The organism is Paenibacillus sp. 01T431 (assembly GCF_056398625.1).
In genome coordinates this window covers 169547-191000 of the sequence record NZ_JBFTPT010000010.1, presented here as the reverse complement: position 1 = coordinate 191000, position 21454 = coordinate 169547, and the positions used below count along the sequence as shown (strand labels likewise).

Here is a 21454-nt window from a genome sequence, read left to right as displayed (position 1 = left end):
GAGGACTTATAGCCATTGAGTCATCCATTTTAAAAAAAGAGTATGTTTCATTCTCCCGAATTGGCGAGAAAAAACATACTCTCTAAATAGATACAGCGTTGATTACAAAGGAGGAAGCTCCTGCAAAACAGGCAGCGACGAAATCGCGCCTGCTCTTGTTGTCGTAAGAGCAGCGGCGGCGTTCGCAAACGAAACCAAACGTTTGGCCGTATCGGCATTCATTTCGCTTAACGCCTCTTCACTTCGCTGCATCTGGTACAGCAGCGCTCCGATAAAAGCATCGCCAGCCCCAGTCGTATCCACAACGGCTACTTTCTGGCCAGGAGTAGATACTTCGTAGGAAGACGTATACCACACCGCACCATCCGCTCCCTTTGTGTATACAACAGCTTGAACGTCTCCGACAAACAAAGAAGCAATAGCCTCTTTCTCGTCTTCAATTCCCGTCACAAAAGCAAGCTCATCCGAGCTTATTTTGACAAGATGGCTCAAAGGAATGAATTGCAGTATCGTTTGTCTGCACTGCTCGTGATCTTCCCATAGCGGCAGGCGCACGTTAGGATCAAAGCTGATGAGTCCTCCTGCTGCTTTCATCCCAGCAATCGCTTTAAGATGCGCATATTTCACAGGAGCTTCAATAAGATCTACTGAGCAATAGTGCAAAATATCTCCTTTAGCGAACCACTCTTCGTTAATCTCATCCTCTGAAAGCAGCATATCGGCACTTGGATTTCGGTAGAAAGAAAAATCGCGGTCCCCGTCGGCTTTTAAACTTACAAACGCAAGAGCAGTATTTGCTTCATTCGTTTGGAGCACATGCTGAGTATCAACACCTGACGCTTTCATCGTTTCCAAGAGAAAGTCACCGAAAGCATCTTTACCCAGCTTACCTATGAAGGCACTGCTGCCGCCTAGCTTCGCAACCGCACAAGCAACATTAGCTGGAGCGCCGCCTGCTTCCTTCGTGAAACCAACGACATCTTTGAGCTCAATGCCGCGAGTATCCGGAATAAAATCAATTAACGCTTCACCAATCGTATATAGTTTAGACAGATTAAGCCCTCCTAGCTGATGTCCCATTTTTTAAAGGATACCATAGTACAAGCACCTTCTGCGTAGGCGAATATGCCGAGAGATTCAGTACCTGGGTAAATACGGCCTGTCATCACCTTCTCGCCGCCTTGAATGAACACCTCGACGGAGGATTTATCGACGAAGATGCGCAAAGCCAGCAAACCATCCTTCAGTTCAACACTCGTCCTGCGCTCGCCGCCAAGACCAATTCCTGACTTATCGCGATTAAAACGGAATTTGCCTTCCGCTTGCTGATAAGACAATACGGTTTCTTCTTCGCCATGCACCCTCAGCTTCAAACCAAATTCCTTGGCTTGATCTGCCTGGAACACGACCTCCAGCTCATAACAATCACCGCTAACTCCCATATCTTTAACAACATCTGATAAGTTAATATCGCTTGCCTCATAAGCATTTTTCCGGTAATTTTTCATTTCCTCAAGCGGCTTGAACAATAACGACTCACCCTGCAAAATAACTTCGCGCGGCAAAGTCATAGCGCCGGCCCAGTAATGCCCAAGCTGCGTCGGAATTTCTTGTTCCCATGCCTCCATCCAGCCGATGATAATGCGTCTGCCTTTTTCATCAACTGTTGTTTGCGGAGCATAAAAATCAAAGCCGCAGTCAACCGGCTCATACCGATCATACTGAAAGCTGCTTTGCTTAATATCCAAGCGTCCAATCATATAGGTAGTGGAATGCAGATTACGATAGTCATCTCCTTGCGCTGGCATACGCTGCGGCGACATTACCAGCACATCGTGTCCTCCGAGCTCAAACAGATCAGGACACTCCCAGTTGTCGCCAAGCTTCCCATCACTGCGCGCGATTTCCCCGCTAAAACTCCAACTCACAAGGTCCGTTGAACGATATAGCAAAATAAGTCCGCGTCCCTGTCCATCATTTGACCCTAAAACTGCATAATAAATACCGTCGCGCTCGAATACCTTCGGATCTCGGAAATCCTTCTGGCTGAATCCTGACGGTATTTGGTCTGAACCAATGACAGGATTGCTAGCCAGCTTCTCAAAATGGATGCCATCGTCGGAAACTGCGATATTTTGATTTTGACTATAATCAAGCTCTCTATTAGGGCCCGTTATCAAATGTCCCGTATACATCAAATACAGCTTGCCATCCCGCTCAACAGCACTGCCAGAGAAACAGCCGTCACGGTCATAATCCTGATCGGGCGCAAGAGCAACCGGGAGGTACTTCCACTTGATGAGATCATGGCTAACCGCATGTCCCCAGTGCATAGGCCCCCATACGGGCTGATATGGATAATGCTGATAGAACATATGGTATTCACCGTTATAATAAACAAAACCATTCGGATCATTCATCCAGCCAAACTCGCTCATTAAATGATAAGCAAGGCGGTATTCCTCTTTCAACAAATACTTGCGTTCTGCAATAAATGTGTCGGCATTTTCTCTTGTATACAAAATAAAGCATCCAACCCTTACTTATTATTTAATTGAGCCTTGCATGACTCCTTGGATAATATATTTCTGCGCAAACAAGTAGACAACAAGCACAGGCAATATGGTCAGCATAAGCCCTGCCATTAATGGTCCATAATCAACCGAATACGTACCGAAGAAATAGAAAGTAGACAACGGCAATGTCCGCTCATTCGGCGAAATTAACACGAGGGAAGGCAATAAGAAGTCATTCCAAATCCATAATACATTTAAAATGGCAATCGTAACCGTCGTCGGAGCAAGCACCGGAAATACGATACGGAAGAAAGTTTGCGTCCGCGTGCAGCCATCGATAAGCGCCGCTTCTTCCAGCTCAGCTGGTATGCTTTTTACAAACCCATGATAAATAAAGACGGCCAGCGGACTGCCAAATCCGACATACATATAAATAAGGGCCCATTTGCTATTAAGAAGACCAATGGTTCCGTATATTTTGACGAGAGGGATCATAATGGCCTGGAAAGGTATGATCATAGCCGCAACCATAAGGAAAAACATGTATTGGTTCGTTTTTGTTTGATTTCGCACAAAATAATGAGCCGTCATTGCAGCTAAAATAGAGATAAGCACCACGCTAAGCACAGTTATGACTACAGAGTTCATAAATGCCGATATGAAGTTCATTTTTTCAAATGCATTTGTATAGTTCGTGAAGCTTAGGCTATCCGGCAAGGAAAGCGGACTTGATGTGATTGCCTTGTTTTCCTTAAATGAGTTGATGAGCAGCATAAAGAAAGGAACGACGAACAGAACTAAAATAACGAAGAGGGCGATGAACTTCGTCCATGCGAGCCATTGGTTCTTTTTCTCCATCACGCCTCAACCTCCAGCTTCTTGCTAAAATAAACCTGTGCTATGGTAATCGTCGCCACCAGCAGGAACAGGACAAATGCTTCTGCTTGGCCTACGCCATAATCCCGCGATAAAAATGCCTTCTCGTATACATGCATCGATACCATTTCCGTACTTTTGAACGGTCCGCCTTTTGTGAGTGAAACGTTCAGGTCATAAACCATAAAGCATCTTTGCAGTGATAGGAAAATACAGACGATAAACGATGGAACCATCAGCGGCAAAATCATTTTGCGCATTTTCGTCCATAGGCTCGCACCATCAATACTTGCTGCCTCTAAAATATCCTTAGGCACATTCATAAGCCCAGCTACATAAATAACCATCATATAACCGGCATATTGCCATACCGTGACGATAATCATCGACCAGAAGGCTTTGTCCGGGTCAGCCAGCCATGAGGAGCTGAATAACGGAATACCCCATTCTTTGCCTAGATACACGAGTACATTCGAGAAAATAAATTGCCATACAAAGCCGAGTACAATGCCGCCTACCAAGTTGGGAATAAAGAAGCCGGCTCTAAAAATACTTTGCCCCTTCAATCCTCTCGTTAATACATAGGCTAGCAAAAACGCAACTACATTAATAAGGGCAACTGAAATAAAAACATATTTTAAGGTAAGCAAAAATGACTTCCAAAAAACAGCATCCTTGAATACCGCTACGTAATTCTCAAATCCAACCAAACTGCTTGTCGTCGATATGCCATCCCAATTCGTAAAGGTCAAATAAATCCCATACAAGAATGGAATAATCATTACAGCAAGAAAAGCAAACAAAGTCGGTCCGGTAAACAGCAGCCGCAATCGCAATCGATTCCACAGCCCTTTTTCCGTTATCATCATGATCCCTCACATTCAAGCATGGTTTTGTAATTCAAAAAAACGATAAAGAGTAAACAGCTTACCCCGTCGGTTGGCGGGGTAAGCCTTCTATAAGCTATTAAGGATTACTTAACCGTCTTCCAATACTCCACAATATCTTTCGTCAACTCCGCACGATCCGAAGCACCTGCTAAATATTTCTGCATCGATGCGCCAAGCTTAGCCCAGTGGTCAGCTGGCAGCGTGCTGATTGAATCCTCTGTTTTGCCGTTTGCGATATGTTCAGAAATAGACTTTGCAAGCGGATCTTTCGCTTCAAGTGTAATGTTCTTGAACGCTGGAATAATATTCGCTTTGTTCACGAGGAAGTCTTGCCCCTTCTCGCTGTATACCATCCACTCCAAAAACGTTTTTGCAGCAGCCTGCTGCTCCGCCGTATTTTTTTCCTTGTCGATGACCAAACGCTTCGAAACCGCAGAAGACACTTGTGTATTGCCAAAATCATCTGGATTGTTGCTTATAGGGACAGGTAGAAAGCCGTATTGTCCGCTTGCCGTATCAAAGCTGCTAATTTGCGGCCAAGCCCAGTTCCCTTGGAACCAGATGCCTACCTCGCCTTTACCGAGCACCTCTGGACCGCGCTCATAGGTGCCGGACAATGGGGAAGCTTTGTCGATATTGTATTTTGTCATGACGTCGAACGTATCCATTAGTCCATTGAAAACCGTATTGCTAGCTAAATCGATTGTTCCAGCCTTCAAATCGTCTATAAACTTTGCAACTGCAGCCGTATCAGCTGATTGACCCGCGTAAGCCAGCGGCAAATAATGTGCTCCCAGCGACCAATCCATTGGAGAGATAATAAGCGGCGCTTTTCCCGAAGCTTCGATTTTCTTGAACAGCTCTTCAAGTGCGCTTGTTGTGTTAATCGTTGCTGGATCAAATGTTCCGCCTACCGCTTGTTCTACAACCGCTTTGTTATAAATAAAGCCATAACCTTCAACTGCAAGCGGGAAAGCGTAGTTTTTACCATCAAATGTCGTTAGCGCCGTGCTGCGGTCAACGGCATCCGCCATCCACTTCTCACCGCTAAGATCAAGAACACGATCCTTGAATTTCTCAACATCTCCTGTATCGAGCATCGTAATGGTAGCCGGGTTTCCTGATGCATAAAGCGCAGACGCTTTCTCAAAAGGGGACTGTCCTGCCGGTACCGGTATAATTTCAAGCGTAATGTTAGGATTATCCTCTTTAAATACTTTCGCAGCCTCTTCGAGTTGGGCTTGAATCTCGCCCTTCGAGTTAAGCAACGATATCTTTACTGCAGAACCTCCATTAGACGATCCCGCGTTATTCGAATTACCACATGCCGTTACAACCATAACTACCATTAGCGATAATGCTATCGCTTGCATCCATTTCAATGATTTCATTTGATTGCCCCCAATTTTTTGAGATTGAAAAAGATTGAAAGACGATTTACCGATCGTGTAAACCGCTTACAAAACGTATTATATAATTGTGAATAAGAGTATGTCAATCGTTTGACATGTTAAACGATTGACATAACTTTTAAAAAAATAAAAAACCCTTGCTGCACTTGGGTTTTTCACGTTTTTTTAATCTATGTAGAAGCTCGTTTAATCAGTTCAACCGGTAAAATATTTTCGAATTCGAAAGCTTCCTCGTTCATCTGCTTCATAATCAAATCAATCGCCATTTTCCCAATTTCTGCAATCGGCTGTTTCACCGTTGTCAGCTCCGGCGTGAGCCATCTGGCTGCGCTAATATCGTCGTAACCGATAATTTTCACATCCTCCGGGATTCGTTTGCCGGCGATCACACACTCCTTAACTGCAAAAGCAGCAATAATATCACTCGTAGCGAAAATGCCATCCAGATCGGGATGATCCTGAAACAGCTGATGTATAATTTGCTCGTACTGGAGTTGATCAAACACATTCATATCAGTCTGAATGATGACATGCTCGATCCCCTTCTCTTTCATCACGGCTTGAAACGCTTCTGTACGCTGATTTGCGAGCAAATGTAGCTCCAAATTACCGCATATATGCGCAATTTTTTTGCAGCCCTCACTAACCAGCAATTGTGCCGCAAGGCTCCCGCCTGCATAATTATCGGAAGAGATATACGGAATTTCACTGCTGATCTGACGATCAATCGTGACAATTGGCGAGTTCAAATGTTTGTACTCATCGACCTGAAGCGTATGACTGCCCATGATAATGCCATCCACACGATTGCGCTTCAGCATTTCGATATAATCCTTTTCTTTCTGCGGGTCAAGCTGGGAATTGCAAAGCAGCATTTTGAAGCCGAGCTCATAAGCATAGTTTTCTATGTGATTCGCGAGCTCGCTGAAAAACGGATGAGCTACACTAGGTATAATAAGACCAATGACGTTAGATTGTTTTCTTAGTAAAGAGCGGGCAATCTCATTCGGCTGGTAATTTAATTGCTCCATCGTTTGATAAACCTTCGTTCTCGTTGCTTCACTAATATAACCCCGATTGTTTAAAACGCGGGAAACCGTCGTCACGGATACGTTCGCTATTTTTGCCACATCGTGTATCGTTGCCATGGCCGCCCCTTTGCTTATTGCAGTAGTAGTAACCATTATAGCTAAATGGTTAGCCTTATTATACTTAATAAATAATTCAAAAGTATAGATTGTCCAAACAAAAAGAAGCTGTTTCAGATAAGCCCTTTGCGACTTATTTGAAACAGCTTCTTTATCTTGTTCTTAACGGAAATTAAGCCCACGTCGGCTGAACTTTGAGAACCGCAACCTCTTTCTCACGCTTAAAGGAAGCAGCTGTATCCACATCAGAAGACGTTGAAGAGATCGCCACTACAGCAGCTGTATCACGCACTGCCGATGTAACTTGGACCGAAACGGATGGCTTGCTTGCCGCCGTGTCTTCCTCGCTAATCAGCTCAATACGATGAATATCAGCCCCAAGAGCTGCAAGCTTGCCTGTAATGTTAACATAACCGCGATCCACATGATGCAGACCTGTTACTTCAGTCTCGCCTTCCGCCCGCAAAGCCGCACAAATAAGTGCTGCTCCTGCTCTTAAATCGGTAGCGCATACCTTTGCACCCGTTAGCGGCATACCGCCATTAACGATAGCTGTACGTCCATCGACTTTAATTTGAGCGTTCATCTTCTGGAATTCCTCGACATGCATAAAACGATTTTCGAAAACCGTTTCCGTTACAACGCTTGTTCCCTCAGATACGAGGAGAAGAGCCATCATTTGAGATTGCATATCTGTTGGGAAACCTGGATGCGGCAATGTTTTCACATCAACCGATTTCAATTGCTTGCTCGATTGTACACGAATTCCGTTATCGCTCTCCGTAATTTCTACGCCCATTTCCTGCAGCTTAGAGATTACCGGCGTCAAATGATCAGAAATTGCACCTTCAACGAATACGTCACCGCCTGTAATAGCGGCCGCAATCATGTACGTGCCTGCTTCAACACGGTCAGGAATTACATTATGGGCTGCGCCATACATCCGGTCCACGCCTTCAATACGAATAACTCCTGTACCAGCGCCACGAACTTTGCCGCCCATAGCATTGATATAGTTGGCCAAATCCACGATTTCCGGTTCTTTGGCTGCATTCTCAAGAATCGTTGTGCCATCTGCTAAAGCAGCTGCCATCATAATATTTTCCGTTGCGCCTACGCTGGCTACGTCTAGGTAAATTTTCGCACCCTTAAGACGCGTCTTTGTGCTGGCTTCGATAAAGCCCTGCCCAAGCGTAATTTCAGCGCCCATCGCTTCAAAGCCCTTCAAATGCTGATCAATCGGACGAGTGCCGATCGCACAGCCGCCAGGCAACGAAATTCTTACCTTGCCTATCCGACCAAGAAGAGGACCCATAACTAAGAAGGATGCCCGCATTTTTCGAATAAGCTCATAAGGAGCTTCATAAGTCGTAATGGTCTGCGCTGTAATGCGCATCGTTTCATTATTATAGGATAATTGTGCGCCTAATGAGGCAAGCACCTTCTGAATCGTCATAACGTCGTCGAGGAGGGGTACGTCATAGATGACGCTGTCTCCTTCTGTCGCCAATAATGAGGCCGCTAAAATGGGGAGTACTGCATTTTTTGCTCCGCTAACACGGACCGTTCCCTTCAAACGCTGGCCTCCGCGGACGATAATTTTGGTCATCTTTTGGTTCCCTCCGCGAACTGCATTTTCTATTTCCTATTTGTGAAAAAAAAGGTTTATCTCACTTTACCCAACCTTCATCTTATCACTCAATTACACCAATCGACAAGCGTTATATTATTACCATTTTTTACATGTCATTCCCAGCGCATTTTATGACTTTTTTCTCCAAAAACGTCTCTTTTTCACGAAAAAACTACGTTCCCGGTACGATTACTGGTCCTGATTTATACCTATTCGCAAGCCATCGGCTTTTTGAGACCGTCATGTATTACCCATTGTTGACATGTTTCGCTTTTGTTATTCGACAAACGATTTGAGAAGAACGGTGTAGCCCCAATATTCCAAGATGAATTTTGCTAACAAATGACCCATAATAATAGCAACAAATACTTGAAACAAACGGGCTTTTGGACTCTTTGGAAAACGAAAAAAAGCTTCCCATTTCACCTCTTGCAGTACAAACCACACCAGAATAATGCTGAGAATAACAATGATTATAGAAAACAACCCGGTCATTCCGGTGTAGTTTTGCAAACCATTTATAAGACCGTAATTAACGTCCATGATGCCTCCTGAGCTTTTTCATGTTTTAAGCTTCAAACTCAAGCAGCTTTACAAACAGCATTTATCTTGCTTCATATTATTAACGTAACTGGAAGCCATTTTGTTTGATGAAAATATTAGGCGATAAATCGGTGGAGCAGCACCGTGTAGTCTGCACGGCTAGCCTGCAGGCTTGGTTTGAACAGATTTGATTCTATCCCTTCAATTTGTTTGTTCAACTTCATGGCATACAGCATGGGTGCTGACCAATGAGACTTTGGTACATCGGCGAACGGATCAATAACAGGCAGCTTAGGCCGTACACCTTCCGCATAACCGATAATCATTGCCATTTCCGCCCTTGTAATCGGCTGATCCGGCTTGAACTCACCATTCGGGAATCCTTTTACCCAGCCTTGCTCTACAGCCCTTGTAATCGCATCATTCGCCCAATGTTTTAATGGGACGTCTTTGAATCGCTTCCCTTGCACGCGACTAGATGAAGCTGGCTTATATGCCTTCACAACCATGGAAACGGCCTCAGCTCGCGTTATGGAGCGTCTAGGCTCAAAGCGATTTTGTCCTGTTCCGTTAATAATGCCTTTTTTGTTTAAGGCGACGATTTCATTTTGAGCCCAATGACCTTTAATATCACGGAATCCAGCAATCAACTCCTCTGATTTCACCTTTAAGCGATAATACTGCTTGTCAAAAGGAGCATCTGCTTCCAGCTTCACGTAATACACACCAGGCTGCAGCAGCTTTTCTTCGGTTTGGAGCTTCCCGCTTGCTTTTGTTTTGGATGCCGTAAGCTGCTTCATCCGTTTATCATAGAGCAAGAGGCTCAAATCAACGTCAAGCGGCACACCGTTTACCGTCATGCTGATGATGCTGGCGTTTGAAACCCGGATTTGAAACCAATCTACGTCGGAGTAGCTGCTAATTACACCAAGGTACTCCGTACCTGGATTAATCATAAACGCCTCGTACGATTTATCGTTTGGTTCATTCGGATCATCATATTTTGGCATATAATCCATCTTCAATATGTAGGTGCCTATGGTCGGACTAGCTTCTGAGGAGATCGCATTGTGAACACGAATATAATATTTACCAGGAGTCACAGTTATGACTGGTGACTGCTCAGTCTCCCCTTCACCCTCATCATCGTACACCATTAATTGCTGACCTGCCTTCTGTATAGCAAGCCCAGGATCAATACGTGCCGTATTCGTACTAAGCGTAAGACTTAGCTTTCCGCTCTGCGTAAAGGTTACCGTAAACCAGTCGCGATCGGCGGTTTGATGAAAGTTGCCCGTAATCGACTGCGTACGAGGCTGCAATGTATAGGCTTCAAACGATTTATCATTTTTCTCGTAATCGTCCGGCTTCATCGTAAAAGTAGACGTCAGCAGATAAGGCAATTCATCGTCGCTGCTCTGATTGATGAGCTCCAGATGAATGAGCTGCCGCCCTTTTTTAACCTCAAGATCAATGGACCTGCTTGCAAGCTTCGTATCGCTCGTACTTTGCTTCACGCCATTCATGTAATGGGTGAGCCTAACAGGCGGAACAATCTTTCCGTTAGGAACAAGCCCTTCGTATTGTATGGTCAGCGTGCCATCATACGGCGCATCGATTTGATACCAATCATGGTCGGATACGCCCTGCAGCAAAGCCGAAATTTGGCTGTTCAGCTGAAACCTTGCAGCAGTTGATTGGGTTTCATTCGGTTCGAAGCCGTCTGGCTTCAAGGTTGAACGTACCGCTTGGTCGATCTGCAGCACACCGTAGCCTGACGTGCTGTCCGCACCTGGCGGCCCAATATCCTTAGCTGTTTGGCGCAGCAGCTCGCGTATCTGGTAAGGCTTCATGTCCTTGTAGCGAGCCCATATGAGCGCTGCAGCAGCTGCGGCTTGCGGAGCCGCCATTGAAGTTCCTTCTTCTTTCTTATAGAGTCCACCAATGGCTGTTGTATATACATTCCAAGGTGCGACAAGGTCAAGCTCAGTGCCTCGATTCGATCGACTATCGACCGTATTATTCGACTTGACACCACCGACTGCGAGTACCGTCGGATAAGCTGCCGGGTATTTTACCGCAGCTTTCTCTCCAAAGGTGACTCCGTCATTGCCTGCCGCTGCTACGAGCAGTACGTTTTTGCTTTCCGCATATTGTACAATGTCGAGCATGTACGGAGAATATCGATGAAGGCCAACCGACAGTACAACGATGCTTGCTCCGCTGCGAACGGCGTACAATATGGCTTCGCCGAGCTCCTGCTCTGTTCCGTCACCTCGGTGATCCAGCGCTTTTATCGGCATGATTTTGGCTTTCCACAGTATGCCTGATACGCCAATGCCGTTATTTCCTACAGCTGCGATAACACCTGCTACACTTGTACCGTGCCCATTGTCATCATCGGGCGAATCACCAGGACTCACTAGATTAGCGCCTGGAACAAGATTAGGCTTCAAATCCGGATGTTCCAAATCAACACCTGTATCCACGATCGCTATCGTAAGCTGCTGCTGCTCGCGAACGGTTTCCCACGCCTTTTGCGCGCCGATCTGACTGAGATAAAGCTGCTTAGACAACTCAGGATCATTTGCTTTCAGTGCTGTAGCTGCTGCTGCAATCTTCGCTGTGGAAGCTGCCTCAGACTCCTGCGGCGCCGCTGGCGGTGTCGATGGAGTCTCTGCGGGCGATACTTCGTTAGGTACAGAAGCTGCCGGTGATACATTGGATGGAGAAGAGCCTGTAGGCCGCGCATTGCTGCGCGCGGCCTCTGAGCCTGCCGAGGCTGCGTCCTCCGACTCGCCGGCAGGCAGAGCAAGCATATGCACCCTATTATTCGGGTGCACGTACTCTACGCCCGGCAGGCTTCGCAGCCGGTCGAGCCATTCCTGTACGTCCGCGCCTTCAGCGGCCGGACGTACGAGCATGACCGCCGCCTCATTCTGGCGGCGGAGCACCTCTGTCCCGCGCAGCTCATGCGCTAGCGCGGGGTCACGCCATTTGAGCAGCCAGCTTTGCGGCTGCTCTGCATCGGCGCCTTCGGCGCCCTCAGCCGCAGGCGATGCTGCGGCCAGCGCCATAGGCGCCGCTACGGGAGCGAACCCTGCGGGGGCTATGCCCCCGAGGGTGATGCTCCCGATCAGCAGCGCGGGCAGCGCGCGACGAAGGAGCTTGCGCGCGGCGAGCGTGGCAATGGCGATTGCTTGCCTAGACAAGCGAGCTTTATGCTTTTTGAGCGCAGAGCCCTGTCGATCATCAGATGGGCTCTGACTAATCATTTGTGAATTTCGTAATCGCTTTGGTTCTTTTTGAGTGCTCATCATTTTCTGCCTTTTCGTATGAAACGGGTTATGGTTTGTTCCCACTTTCAATTGGATATTCCTTAACTACAATTTCTCTTCACAGGTATCATTTCCCTTGTTTCTATAAGACAAAAAGGACAAAAGTCCTACAACTATCCCGCTCCATAGCTCGGAACGTCAGTATTCGGCACAAACTATTATTTCCCGGTAAATATGACGAGCAGCAACACTGGTTCACATAGATAGAATAGTACTTCATGTCTACTATACTATGAACCTATACTCCCCCTGCTGCACATTACCCGCAACATTCTCCGCTGAAACACTGTAATTATATTTCTGCTCATAATCCCTGTTTAAAATAGCGTCAGACAGCTTCCTCTCTTCTTGCTATATGCTAGAAATGACTATAATCTAGCCATTACTATCATCATATCTAAAACTGCTGCTGCAGTCTGTGTCCTTAACAGTAACTTTAACTATAATGCTGCTTTTTAGCTTATAAACTACTTTCTATTTCCCCTGTGCCGCCTCGAAAATCCCCTTCATCGATTAAACAAAAAATAGATCGTTTAAATAGACATCAGCTCATCATCTACTTAAACGACCTATTATTTTCACACCTCTAGAATACGAATGCTTCGCATCACTCTTCTACAATCTGCTTATCCCATTATCATTAAATCGCCCTTAATCGAGAATATCGCATCAATCCATTGCATTAACGGTCCTGGGAAAATACCTAGTGCAATCGTTGCTGCTGCACACAGCCAGATCACAACTCCCGTTGCTGCCGATATTCGCACTTCATTATTTTCTTCTCCGCTGCGCATGAACATTTGACGAACAATGCCAAAGTAGAAATAGTAAGAAATGACGCTGCTCACGACGATAACAGCTACGAGCCAATAAGCTTTCGCATTCGCTGCTCCGAGCAAGATAAACAGCTTCCCAAAAAATCCGCCGGAAATCGGCAAGCCCGATAAAGACAAGATAAATACCACCATAGCCGCTGCCGTCCAAGGCGCTCGGTAGTACATGCCCGCGAAGCTTTTCAGCTCCTCATGCCCCGATGCGCGGCTAACTACCGTAAAGACAGCAAACGCTCCTATCGTCATAAACAAGTACGCAACCAAATAATAAACAAATTCAGAGAAGTTGCTGCTATGAACCATCGTTATTGAAATACCGATAGGCACCAGCATGTAACCCGCATTGGCTACTCCTGACAGGGCCAGCAATCGCTTTACGTTCCTTTGTTTAAGCGCAGCTGTCGTTCCGACGAGCATCGCTGCAGCAGCCAGAACCAGCAGGACCAGGAAGAGATCATTTGATATTTTTGCCGCTTCTCCCGCTGCGCTGAATAAACTAGTGCTAAACATAACTCTAAATATAGCAGCCAGCGCAGCACCTTTAGCAATGACCGCTAGAAAAGCCGACACAGGCGTTGGAGCCCCTTGATATACATCTGGCGCCCATGCGTGAAACGGAGCCGCTGCAATCTTAATACCGAATCCCGCAATCATAAACAGGAAGCCCACATAAGCAAGCGCTTTGAAATCCTGCATCGCCCGCGGTAAAGCATCCCCAATTACACCCAAATCGACTGATCCGGTTATGCCGTAAATGTACGACATGCCGAACAACACCATCGCCGAGGAAATCCCGCCCGTAATGACATACTTGAATGCCGCTTCAGCAGACAAAGTTGATTTGCGTCTAATGCCAACCAATACATAACTTGTAATACTAAGAAGCTCTAATCCGATATACAACGTAACCAGGTTTCCTGATGAAGCCATCATCATCGCGCCCATAAGCGCGGGAAGCACCAAATAGAAATACTCTGATTTGTCTGTTATCTCCTCTTCATCCCGATCCGATCCAATTGCGAGCAGGATGATAAGCGCAGTACCAGTTAGAAATACAATTTTCAGCAGGCTGGCGAAATCATCAATGCGGTAGCTGTTGCTTAACAGATGGATAGAGTCAGCAGATGCTCCGCCCTGATTCATATCCAACATTCGGAGCACGACTAGCAGCAGTGATGCAAGAATGCCCGCTAACGTCAGCCACCCTGTGAATTTTCTGTTCACGCGCTTCGGCAAGAACAAATCCAATACAACAAGAAACAAAAACATGGCGGCCAGCATAAACTCAGGGGCAAGGTAGAGCATATCCGTCCATGTCAGTGGTATAAATGAAACGCCTTCGTACATGGTTTATCCCCCCGCCCTTGATGCAAGTAATTGTCCGAACAGCTTATCCATGCCATGCTGCACAGTATCCGTAAGGACGGAAGGAAAACAGCCGAGAAGCACAATGAATGCAAGCAGCACAATCATGGGAGCCGCCTCAATTAGCCTTGCGTCCTTAAATGCTCCAAACGCCTCACGCTGTGGACCAAATGTAATCTTAAGTACAGCGCGAAGCATATAGACAGCGGTCAAAATAATGCCAAGCGCCGCAGCCGCAGTCAACCAGCGATGCGACTCGAATAGGCCGAGCAGCGATAGAAACTCCCCAATAAAACCGGATAAGCCCGGCAAACCGAGTGAAGCGAGCCCCGCAGTCAGCAGTACGCCGCTTATAAATGGCATAGAGCGCGCTAACCCACCCAGCTCTTGCAGCTCGGTCGTTCCCGTTCGTTCATTGATGCTGCCAACGATCAGAAATAACAAGGCAGATATGAGTCCGTGCGATACGAGCTGGTATACAGCTCCCTGCAAGCCAATCTCATTTATTGCTGCTATCCCTAGCAATACGATACCCATATGGCTGATGGAGGAATAAGCAAGCACTAGTTTAAACTCACGCTGCCTGAAGGCTAGCAGCGCTCCATACAATATATTTATGACGCCAAGCACAGCGAGCACTGTCGCAAATTGTCGCGCTTGATCAGGGAAGAGCATAATCCCAAATCGCAGTAATCCGTAAGCGCCCATTTTCAGTAATATCCCGGAGTGAATCATGACAATCGAGGTCGGAGCTTCCGTGTGCACCTTAAGCATCCAAGTATGGAATGGAAATATCGGAAGCTTGATGCCGAAAGCAACAAGCAGCATAATAAACAGCACCCATTGCATCGTATCCGTCAACTGGAATGGATTAATTGAACCAAGCTGCTCATTAGTCAGGTTAACCCAAGCGGATGCGTCCGCCATGTTGCGGAAGATGTCTGTATAGCTGCCGCTGTAAATAAAGCTAACTTGTTCGCCTACTTGATCCACGCGGAAGCCAGCTGTGTTCACGAGAATAACGAACGCAATCAGCATAATGGCTGAACCAATTCCGTTATAGATTAAAAACTGATTGGCTGCACGCTCGCGATTGAAGTAACCCCAAATTCCGATTAAGAAATACATCGCAACAAGCGTAATCTCGAAAAATACAAAAAATAAAAATAAGTCACGAGCTAGAAAAACGCCAAGCATTCCGAGCTCCAGCAGCAGAAACCATATGAAAAAAGATTTCCATCTTTTCTTGATATGAACTGCTGCAAGTGCAGCCATTGCTGATACGAGCGTTGCGAGAAGCAGAAGCGGAAGCGACAGGCCATCTATGCCGAGCTCATATTGAAACGTAAACTTAAATTCAGATACGCCCGATGGCACCTCTTTATTTAACGGCACTTCCACCCAGCTATATTGCTCGTCATATGCCGCCCCGCCCTGCTGTTTATTATAATCAGCATAAAGCCACAAGGAGAGCAGCAAAGGAACTAATGTGGTTATGACAACCGTTGTTTTCATCCAGCTGCTGCGCTGCTTCGGAAGCAGCAGCAGAACGATGATACCAAGCAGCGGTGCCAGTAATATAAGTGATAATATCGGAATGTCACTCAGGATGCTCATGGCAGGAACCTCCTTCCAACGATAGCAGCCACAAGAATGACGAACCCGATAACAGCTGCCAAACCGTAGGTTTGTACTTGACCGTTCTGCAGACGGGCAGCCACTCTCCCAGCCGAGGTTACAGCCGTGCCTGTCATCCTCACGATTCCGCCTATGACATAAGAATCAAACGCCATAAGCGCAGAGCCAATCAGCTTCAGCGGCTTCACTATGATAACGGCATAAAGCTCATCGATGTAATAACTATTTTCCAGCAGCTTGACTAGCTTAGGCATTTTTTCTTGCAGTACATCTTTGTTCACACTGTTTTTCCCATAAATGAGCCAGCCAATATAGATACCTAGCAGGCCAACCGCAATGGATGCAACAATGGCGATGCCGCTTTTATGAGGCGACTCTCCCCCATCGGTGATCCATGAGCCAAATGCGCCGTTCCATGGCGTCTCAATAAACCCAACAACAATGGCGAGAGCAGCCAGCACGATCATCGGCAGCGTCATCGAAACTGGTGATTCTTTCGCATGAGAAGAGGCCTCGTTTGGTTTTCCCATAAATACAAGGAAGAACAATCGAGACATATAAAGCGCCGTACAGAAAGCGGCTGCCAAACCTACAATAAATAATAATGGATTCGTCTCCCAAGCAACCGTCAAAATTAAATCCTTCGACCAAAAGCCGGATAATGGCGGAATGCCAGCGAGCGCTAAAGCGCCGATTGCGAACGTCCATGTCGTTACTTTCATTTTCGAGGCAAGTCCGCCCATCTCATGAATGTTCTGTGTATGTACCGCATGAATGATGCTGCCAGCACCAAGGAAGAGCAGCGCTTTGAAGAAAGCGTGCGTGAACAGGTGGAAGATGCCGCCTGTTAAGGAACCCAGACCAAGCGCCATCATCATATAACCCAATTGGCTGACCGTGGAATAGGCTAATATCCGTTTAATATCCTTTTGTACGAGCGCAATCGTCGCAGCGAATATAGCTGTAAAACCGCCTACATATGCGATGGTCTCCATAGCAGATGCAGAATCTTGAAAAATATCATACGTTCGTGCAATAAGGAATACACCTGCCGCAACCATAGTAGCAGCATGAATCAGTGCACTGATCGGTGTCGGGCCCTCCATTGCATCAGGAAGCCACACATGAAGCGGAAACTGGCCTGATTTGCCGATCGCACCTACAAAAATAAGCAAAGCAATCAACGTCGTAATCCCGTTCGTAATCGCACCCGATTGCCCATCAAATACGCTTTGAATCGTAGTGAAATCAAGGGCATGATCCGGCATATACCAGAAAAGAAGCATAATAGCGATCAGCAAGCCAACATCGCCGATTCTTGTCACAATAAATGCCTTCTTGGCCGCCGCTCGCGCTTTGGGCAGTGTAAACCAGAAGCCAATGAGCAAGAACGAGCATACGCCAACTAGTTCCCAGAAAATATAAAGCGATAATAAATTATCGGATAATACAAGTCCCAGCATAGAGAATGTGAACAAGGCAACATAACCAAAAAACACGGTTATTCGCTCATCATTTTTCATATAGCCGGCCGAGTATACATTCACGAGAAAGCTGACGAGTGTCACGACAACCAGCATAAGCGCTGTCAGGTTGGTCACCTCGAAACCAATCTTCAACGTATAATCTCCGATAGCAATCCAATCAAAGGAATAATTATAATCCACTTCATTGGTACCAAGTCGATCAATCATAATAAGCAAAGATAGAACGAAGGCGCCAAATGATCCAAGCGAACCGATGATAACGCCCGCTCGTCGATAGCTGCGGCCGAGCGCCGTCAAAACGAGGAATGCTGCCAGCGGAAACAGCGGAATTAACCAAGCCGTTTGTGAGTACATATTCATACGCCGCGCTACCTCCTCATTTTGTCAAACTCATCGACATTAACTGTCCCGCGCAATCTAAACAATGCTATTAATATAGCTACCCCAATCGCTGCTTCTGCCGCTGCGACTGTAATTGTAAATAATGAAAAAATTTGCCCCGTCAATGACGGAACAACACCATATTTGGAGAAGGCAATAAGATTCAAGTTGACCGCATTCAGCATTAGCTCAAGCGAGAGCAGTACGACGACTGCATTTCTTTTCACTAATGCGCCATACAGCCCAATACAAAACAAAATAGCCGCCATCGTTAAATAGGAAGGAAGCATGTAATTATTCCTCCTCCTTTTTGGCAAGTACGATTGCTCCAATAAATGCTACCGTCAGCAGCACCGAGAGCAGCTCAAACGGTATCACATACCCTGTGTATAAGAGCTCACCAATTGCCATCGTATTGTCTTCTCCAGCTTGAAAAGACTGCGGCTCTGGAAAAGTTGTTGAACGGATCGCATAAAACAATAGGCCAAACAAGCTGAGCGCGCCTACAGCGGCAAGCGTTTCATGGAGCGGCTTCACCGGCTCACGCTCTCCTGGCTGATGTTTCGTCATCATAATACCGAATATCATCAGAATCGAGACTGCTCCAGCATAGATAAGCACCTGAACAAATGCGACAAACTCAGCTTCCAGAAGCACGAACATTCCGGCTAAGCCTAGAAATACAGCAGCCATAGAGATGACCATATGTACGACCTTCTCTAAGCTGATCATTAGGACGGCGCCGCATATCATGATGGCTGAGAAGATAAAAAAAGCGACAAATTCGCCTGTAAAATCAATATTGAACAACTATTTTGCGCCCCCTTTGGCCGGCGCTCCGATATTGTTATTGTCCTGCCGAGTAAGTGAATTATTGTCTGTCAGCCATTCTGCATCCTTGAACAAATCATCGCGACTGAAGGTTGCCAGCTCGAAATGATTGGACATAACGATCGCTTCGGTCGGACAAACCTCGGTGCACAGATCACATAAGATGCATATTTCAAAATTAATATCAAAAGTATCAATTACCTTGCCCTTTTTATCAGGGTCCGGGTTCGGTTTGCCGGTCAGCGTAATGCAGTCGGTTGGACAAATGCGTGCGCATTGGTTGCAAACGATACATAAATCCGGGATAAAGTGCTGAATACCACGGAAGCGATCCGGCATGACAAAGGGCACATCAGGATAGGAGGTGGTCACTTTTGGAGCCGTCATTGATTTGAGCGTTACACCCAGTCCTTGCAGCATTCCTTTCATTTCCTTCTCCCCTTTGCTAGTTCTTGATAAACAGCTCTAAATATACAGCCGTTAGAAACACATTAAGCAGCGACACCGGCAGCAGCACCTTCCAGCCAAGACCCATAAGCTGATCTACTCGTATGCGCGGCAGTGTAGCACGAATCCAAAATAAGAAAAACACAATAAACGCAAACTTGAGCAAAAACCATATAATGCCTGGTACAAAATCAAGAAATGGCGCCGGTGCGTGCCAGCCTCCCAGAAACAATACTGTTGTTAATGCCGCAATGGCATAAACGTATACGTATTCCGAGAGCATAAAAAATGCAAACCGAAAGCCGCTATATTCAACGTGATAACCTGCAACAAGCTCAGATTCCGCTTCCGGCAAATCGAAGGGCGTACGATTGAGCTCGGATACAGCTGCAATAATAAAGACAATGAAACCGATAATTTGAGGAATGAAGTTCCAATTCCAAAACCAGCCGCCATCCTGCGCCGCTACAATATCACGCAGATTCAAGCTTCCGCTAAGTAAAATAACGCCTACTACCGAAATAACAAGCGGTACCTCATAGCTTATCATTTGTGCCGCCGAGCGCATACCCCCAAGGAGTGCATACTTATTATTGGAAGCCCAGCCGCCAAGCACGATGGCAAGCGTCGAGATGCCTGACAGGGCTACATAATAGAGCAAACCAACATTCAGATCTGCGAAATATAAGTTTTGTGTATAGGGAAGTACAGCGAGTACGGAGAATGCCGGTATGTATGCTAGGGCAGGCGCAAGAATGAACAATGCCCGATCTGCCTTGCGCGGAATCGTGTCCTCTTTAATGAGCAGCTTAAAAATATCCGCTACCGTCTGCAGCAAGCCAAAGGGCCCTACGCGATTGGGACCGATGCGAAGCTGCATCCACCCGATTACTTTACGCTCGAAATAAATGGCGTACGTGACGAAACCAAGCACAATGAATAAAAATACGACAGCCCAAAGGAACAGCACAAGTGCATTTCCCCAAGTTAGCGATTGGTTAAGCCATGACTGCATTAGCAATCGACCTCCCCGACGACAATATCAATGCCGCCTAGTATCGTAATGAGGTTTGTCATCGTTTCTCCTACAAGCAGCTTCGGCAGTATTTGCAAATTAACGAATGACGGTCTTCTGAATTTGAGCCTATAGGGTTCTGCTTTGCCTTTGGATACGATATGGCAGCCAATTTCGCCGCGCGGCGATTCGATCCGCACATACACCTCGCCAGCAGGGGGCCTTATTGCGCGCGGAACCTTCCCCATTGTCTCCCCGCCAGAAGGAAATTGCTCCAGCGCCTGCTTCAAAATACGCAAGCTTTGGCGGATTTCTTCCAGCCGAATCCGATAGCGATCATAACAATCTCCCACTTTTCCAAGCGGCACATCAAATTCAAATTGGCTGTACAAGCTGTAGGGCTCCGCCTTGCGAATATCAAAGTCTACACCTGTACAACGCAAGTTGGCTCCAGATAAGCCATAATCAATCGCTGTTGCCGCATCATATTTTCCTATCCCTTTAATGCGGGCTAGGAAAATTTCGTTGCCGCTGACGAGCTTATTATACTCTTGCAGCTTATTCTCCATATAAGGAATAAAGTCGCGTACTTTGTCCAGCCAGCCCGGAGGCGCATCCCACTTCACACCGCCAACTCGCATGTAATTGTAAGTTAATCTTGCGCCGCACAGCTCATTAAATAAATCGATAATGATTTCCCGGTCACGGAATGCGTAAAGAAACGGACTCATTGCCCCAATATCAAGCAGATAAGTTCCCCACCATACTAGATGGCTAGCTATACGCTGCAGTTCCATAACGAGAAGCCTGAGATACTCCGCCCGCTGCGGTACTTCAAGCCCCATCATCGTTTCCACTGCATGTACGAGAACATAATTATTAGTCATTGCAGAGACGTAATCCATTCGATCGGTGTAGGGGATGATTTGCGTGAAATTCAAGTTTTCCGCGATCTTCTCGGTGCCTCGGTGCAAATAACCCATGACAGGTGTCGCTTCGGTTATGACTTCACCATCGAGCTTAACGATAATCCGGAATACGCCATGCGTGCTTGGATGCTGAGGACCTACATTTAGTAGCAGTTCTTCTGTACGAATCAAG

The 21454-nt window shown here is 46.4% G+C and carries 17 protein-coding genes; all 17 read right to left on the bottom strand.

The annotated features are described in order from the left end of the window. Positions 1-102: 102 nt before the first annotated feature. On the bottom strand, positions 103-1053 hold the full coding sequence (locus tag AC1DM9_RS19545) for a carbohydrate kinase family protein (RefSeq protein ID WP_441874846.1): 951 nt from the start codon (positions 1051-1053) through the stop codon (positions 103-105). 11 nt (positions 1054-1064) lie between these two features. Beyond that, entirely contained in the window at positions 1065-2522 is a 1458-nt protein-coding gene (locus AC1DM9_RS19540) for a glycoside hydrolase family 32 protein (protein ID WP_441874704.1), read from the bottom strand. A gap of 24 nt (positions 2523-2546) precedes the next feature. After that, positions 2547-3374, bottom strand: a complete 828-nt coding sequence (locus AC1DM9_RS19535) for a carbohydrate ABC transporter permease (RefSeq protein WP_441874844.1) — start codon at positions 3372-3374, stop codon at positions 2547-2549. Then, positions 3374-4258 carry a carbohydrate ABC transporter permease gene (locus tag AC1DM9_RS19530; RefSeq protein ID WP_441874703.1) on the bottom strand — a complete coding sequence of 295 codons (885 nt, stop codon included), beginning with the start codon at positions 4256-4258 and terminating at the stop codon, positions 3374-3376. Before AC1DM9_RS19530 ends, AC1DM9_RS19535 begins: the two co-directional genes overlap by 1 nt. 107 nt (positions 4259-4365) lie before the next feature. Further along, a complete protein-coding gene (locus tag AC1DM9_RS19525) occupies positions 4366-5673 on the bottom strand; it encodes an ABC transporter substrate-binding protein (protein WP_477550663.1) in 1308 nt (435 codons plus the stop codon). A 191-nt stretch (positions 5674-5864) separates the two neighbouring features. Further along, positions 5865-6842, bottom strand: a complete 978-nt coding sequence (locus tag AC1DM9_RS19520; protein WP_477581699.1) for a LacI family DNA-binding transcriptional regulator — start codon at positions 6840-6842, stop codon at positions 5865-5867. 172 nt (positions 6843-7014) lie between these two features. Then, positions 7015-8451 (bottom strand): UDP-N-acetylglucosamine 1-carboxyvinyltransferase, encoded by a 1437-nt coding sequence (gene murA, locus AC1DM9_RS19515; protein ID WP_477511482.1) that lies wholly within the window; start codon positions 8449-8451, stop codon positions 7015-7017. A gap of 300 nt (positions 8452-8751) precedes the next feature. After that, the gene (locus AC1DM9_RS19510; RefSeq protein WP_076266234.1) at positions 8752-9018 is read right to left on the bottom strand and encodes a DUF1146 family protein; all 267 of its coding nucleotides are present in this window, start codon (positions 9016-9018) and stop codon (positions 8752-8754) included. A 116-nt stretch (positions 9019-9134) separates the two neighbouring features. Then, positions 9135-12293, bottom strand: a complete 3159-nt coding sequence (locus tag AC1DM9_RS19505; protein WP_477581697.1) for a S8 family peptidase — start codon at positions 12291-12293, stop codon at positions 9135-9137. 689 nt (positions 12294-12982) lie between these two features. Next, positions 12983-14536 carry an NADH-quinone oxidoreductase subunit N gene (locus AC1DM9_RS19500; RefSeq protein WP_477581695.1) on the bottom strand — a complete coding sequence of 518 codons (1554 nt, stop codon included), beginning with the start codon at positions 14534-14536 and terminating at the stop codon, positions 12983-12985. A gap of 3 nt (positions 14537-14539) precedes the next feature. Continuing rightward, the gene (locus tag AC1DM9_RS19495; RefSeq protein WP_477581693.1) at positions 14540-16171 is read right to left on the bottom strand and encodes a complex I subunit 4 family protein; all 1632 of its coding nucleotides are present in this window, start codon (positions 16169-16171) and stop codon (positions 14540-14542) included. Then, on the bottom strand, positions 16168-18039 hold the full coding sequence (gene nuoL / locus AC1DM9_RS19490; RefSeq protein ID WP_477581691.1) for an NADH-quinone oxidoreductase subunit L: 1872 nt from the start codon (positions 18037-18039) through the stop codon (positions 16168-16170). Before nuoL ends, AC1DM9_RS19495 begins: the two co-directional genes overlap by 4 nt. 8 nt (positions 18040-18047) lie before the next feature. Beyond that, positions 18048-18350, bottom strand: a complete 303-nt coding sequence (nuoK, locus tag AC1DM9_RS19485) for an NADH-quinone oxidoreductase subunit NuoK (protein WP_339205398.1) — start codon at positions 18348-18350, stop codon at positions 18048-18050. Between the two features lie 4 nt (positions 18351-18354). Beyond that, positions 18355-18870, bottom strand: coding sequence for an NADH-quinone oxidoreductase subunit J (locus AC1DM9_RS19480; protein WP_076266240.1), 516 nt, complete (start codon positions 18868-18870; stop codon positions 18355-18357). Further along, positions 18871-19320 (bottom strand): NADH-quinone oxidoreductase subunit NuoI, encoded by a 450-nt coding sequence (nuoI, locus tag AC1DM9_RS19475; RefSeq protein ID WP_477581689.1) that lies wholly within the window; start codon positions 19318-19320, stop codon positions 18871-18873. Positions 19321-19336: 16 nt separating this feature from the next. Further along, positions 19337-20353 carry an NADH-quinone oxidoreductase subunit NuoH gene (gene nuoH / locus AC1DM9_RS19470; RefSeq protein ID WP_441874694.1) on the bottom strand — a complete coding sequence of 339 codons (1017 nt, stop codon included), beginning with the start codon at positions 20351-20353 and terminating at the stop codon, positions 19337-19339. Then, positions 20353-21453, bottom strand: a complete 1101-nt coding sequence (locus tag AC1DM9_RS19465) for an NADH-quinone oxidoreductase subunit D (RefSeq protein ID WP_477581687.1) — start codon at positions 21451-21453, stop codon at positions 20353-20355. The genes nuoH and AC1DM9_RS19465 overlap by 1 nt, the downstream gene beginning before the upstream one ends. Position 21454: the final 1 nt, after the last annotated feature.

Bases quoted from the DNA above. Each gene is read 5' to 3' on its own strand.
- AC1DM9_RS19535 (WP_441874844.1), bottom strand. From the start codon at position 3,374: ATGGAGAAAAAGAACCAATGGCTCGCATGGACGAAGTTCATCGCCCTC.
- AC1DM9_RS19530 (WP_441874703.1), bottom strand. From the start codon at position 4,258: ATGATAACGGAAAAAGGGCTGTGGAATCGATTGCGATTGCGGCTGCTG.
- AC1DM9_RS19525 (WP_477550663.1), bottom strand. From the start codon at position 5,673: ATGAAATCATTGAAATGGATGCAAGCGATAGCATTATCGCTAATGGTA.
- AC1DM9_RS19520 (WP_477581699.1), bottom strand. From the start codon at position 6,842: ATGGCAACGATACACGATGTGGCAAAAATAGCGAACGTATCCGTGACG.
- murA (WP_477511482.1), bottom strand. From the start codon at position 8,451: ATGACCAAAATTATCGTCCGCGGAGGCCAGCGTTTGAAGGGAACGGTC.
- AC1DM9_RS19510 (WP_076266234.1), bottom strand. From the start codon at position 9,018: ATGGACGTTAATTACGGTCTTATAAATGGTTTGCAAAACTACACCGGA.
- AC1DM9_RS19505 (WP_477581697.1), bottom strand. From the start codon at position 12,293: ATGATTAGTCAGAGCCCATCTGATGATCGACAGGGCTCTGCGCTCAAA.
- AC1DM9_RS19500 (WP_477581695.1), bottom strand. From the start codon at position 14,536: ATGTACGAAGGCGTTTCATTTATACCACTGACATGGACGGATATGCTC.
- AC1DM9_RS19495 (WP_477581693.1), bottom strand. From the start codon at position 16,171: ATGAGCATCCTGAGTGACATTCCGATATTATCACTTATATTACTGGCA.
- nuoL (WP_477581691.1), bottom strand. From the start codon at position 18,039: ATGAATATGTACTCACAAACGGCTTGGTTAATTCCGCTGTTTCCGCTG.
- nuoK (WP_339205398.1), bottom strand. From the start codon at position 18,350: ATGCTTCCTTCCTATTTAACGATGGCGGCTATTTTGTTTTGTATTGGG.
- nuoI (WP_477581689.1), bottom strand. From the start codon at position 19,320: ATGAAAGGAATGCTGCAAGGACTGGGTGTAACGCTCAAATCAATGACG.
- nuoH (WP_441874694.1), bottom strand. From the start codon at position 20,353: ATGCAGTCATGGCTTAACCAATCGCTAACTTGGGGAAATGCACTTGTG.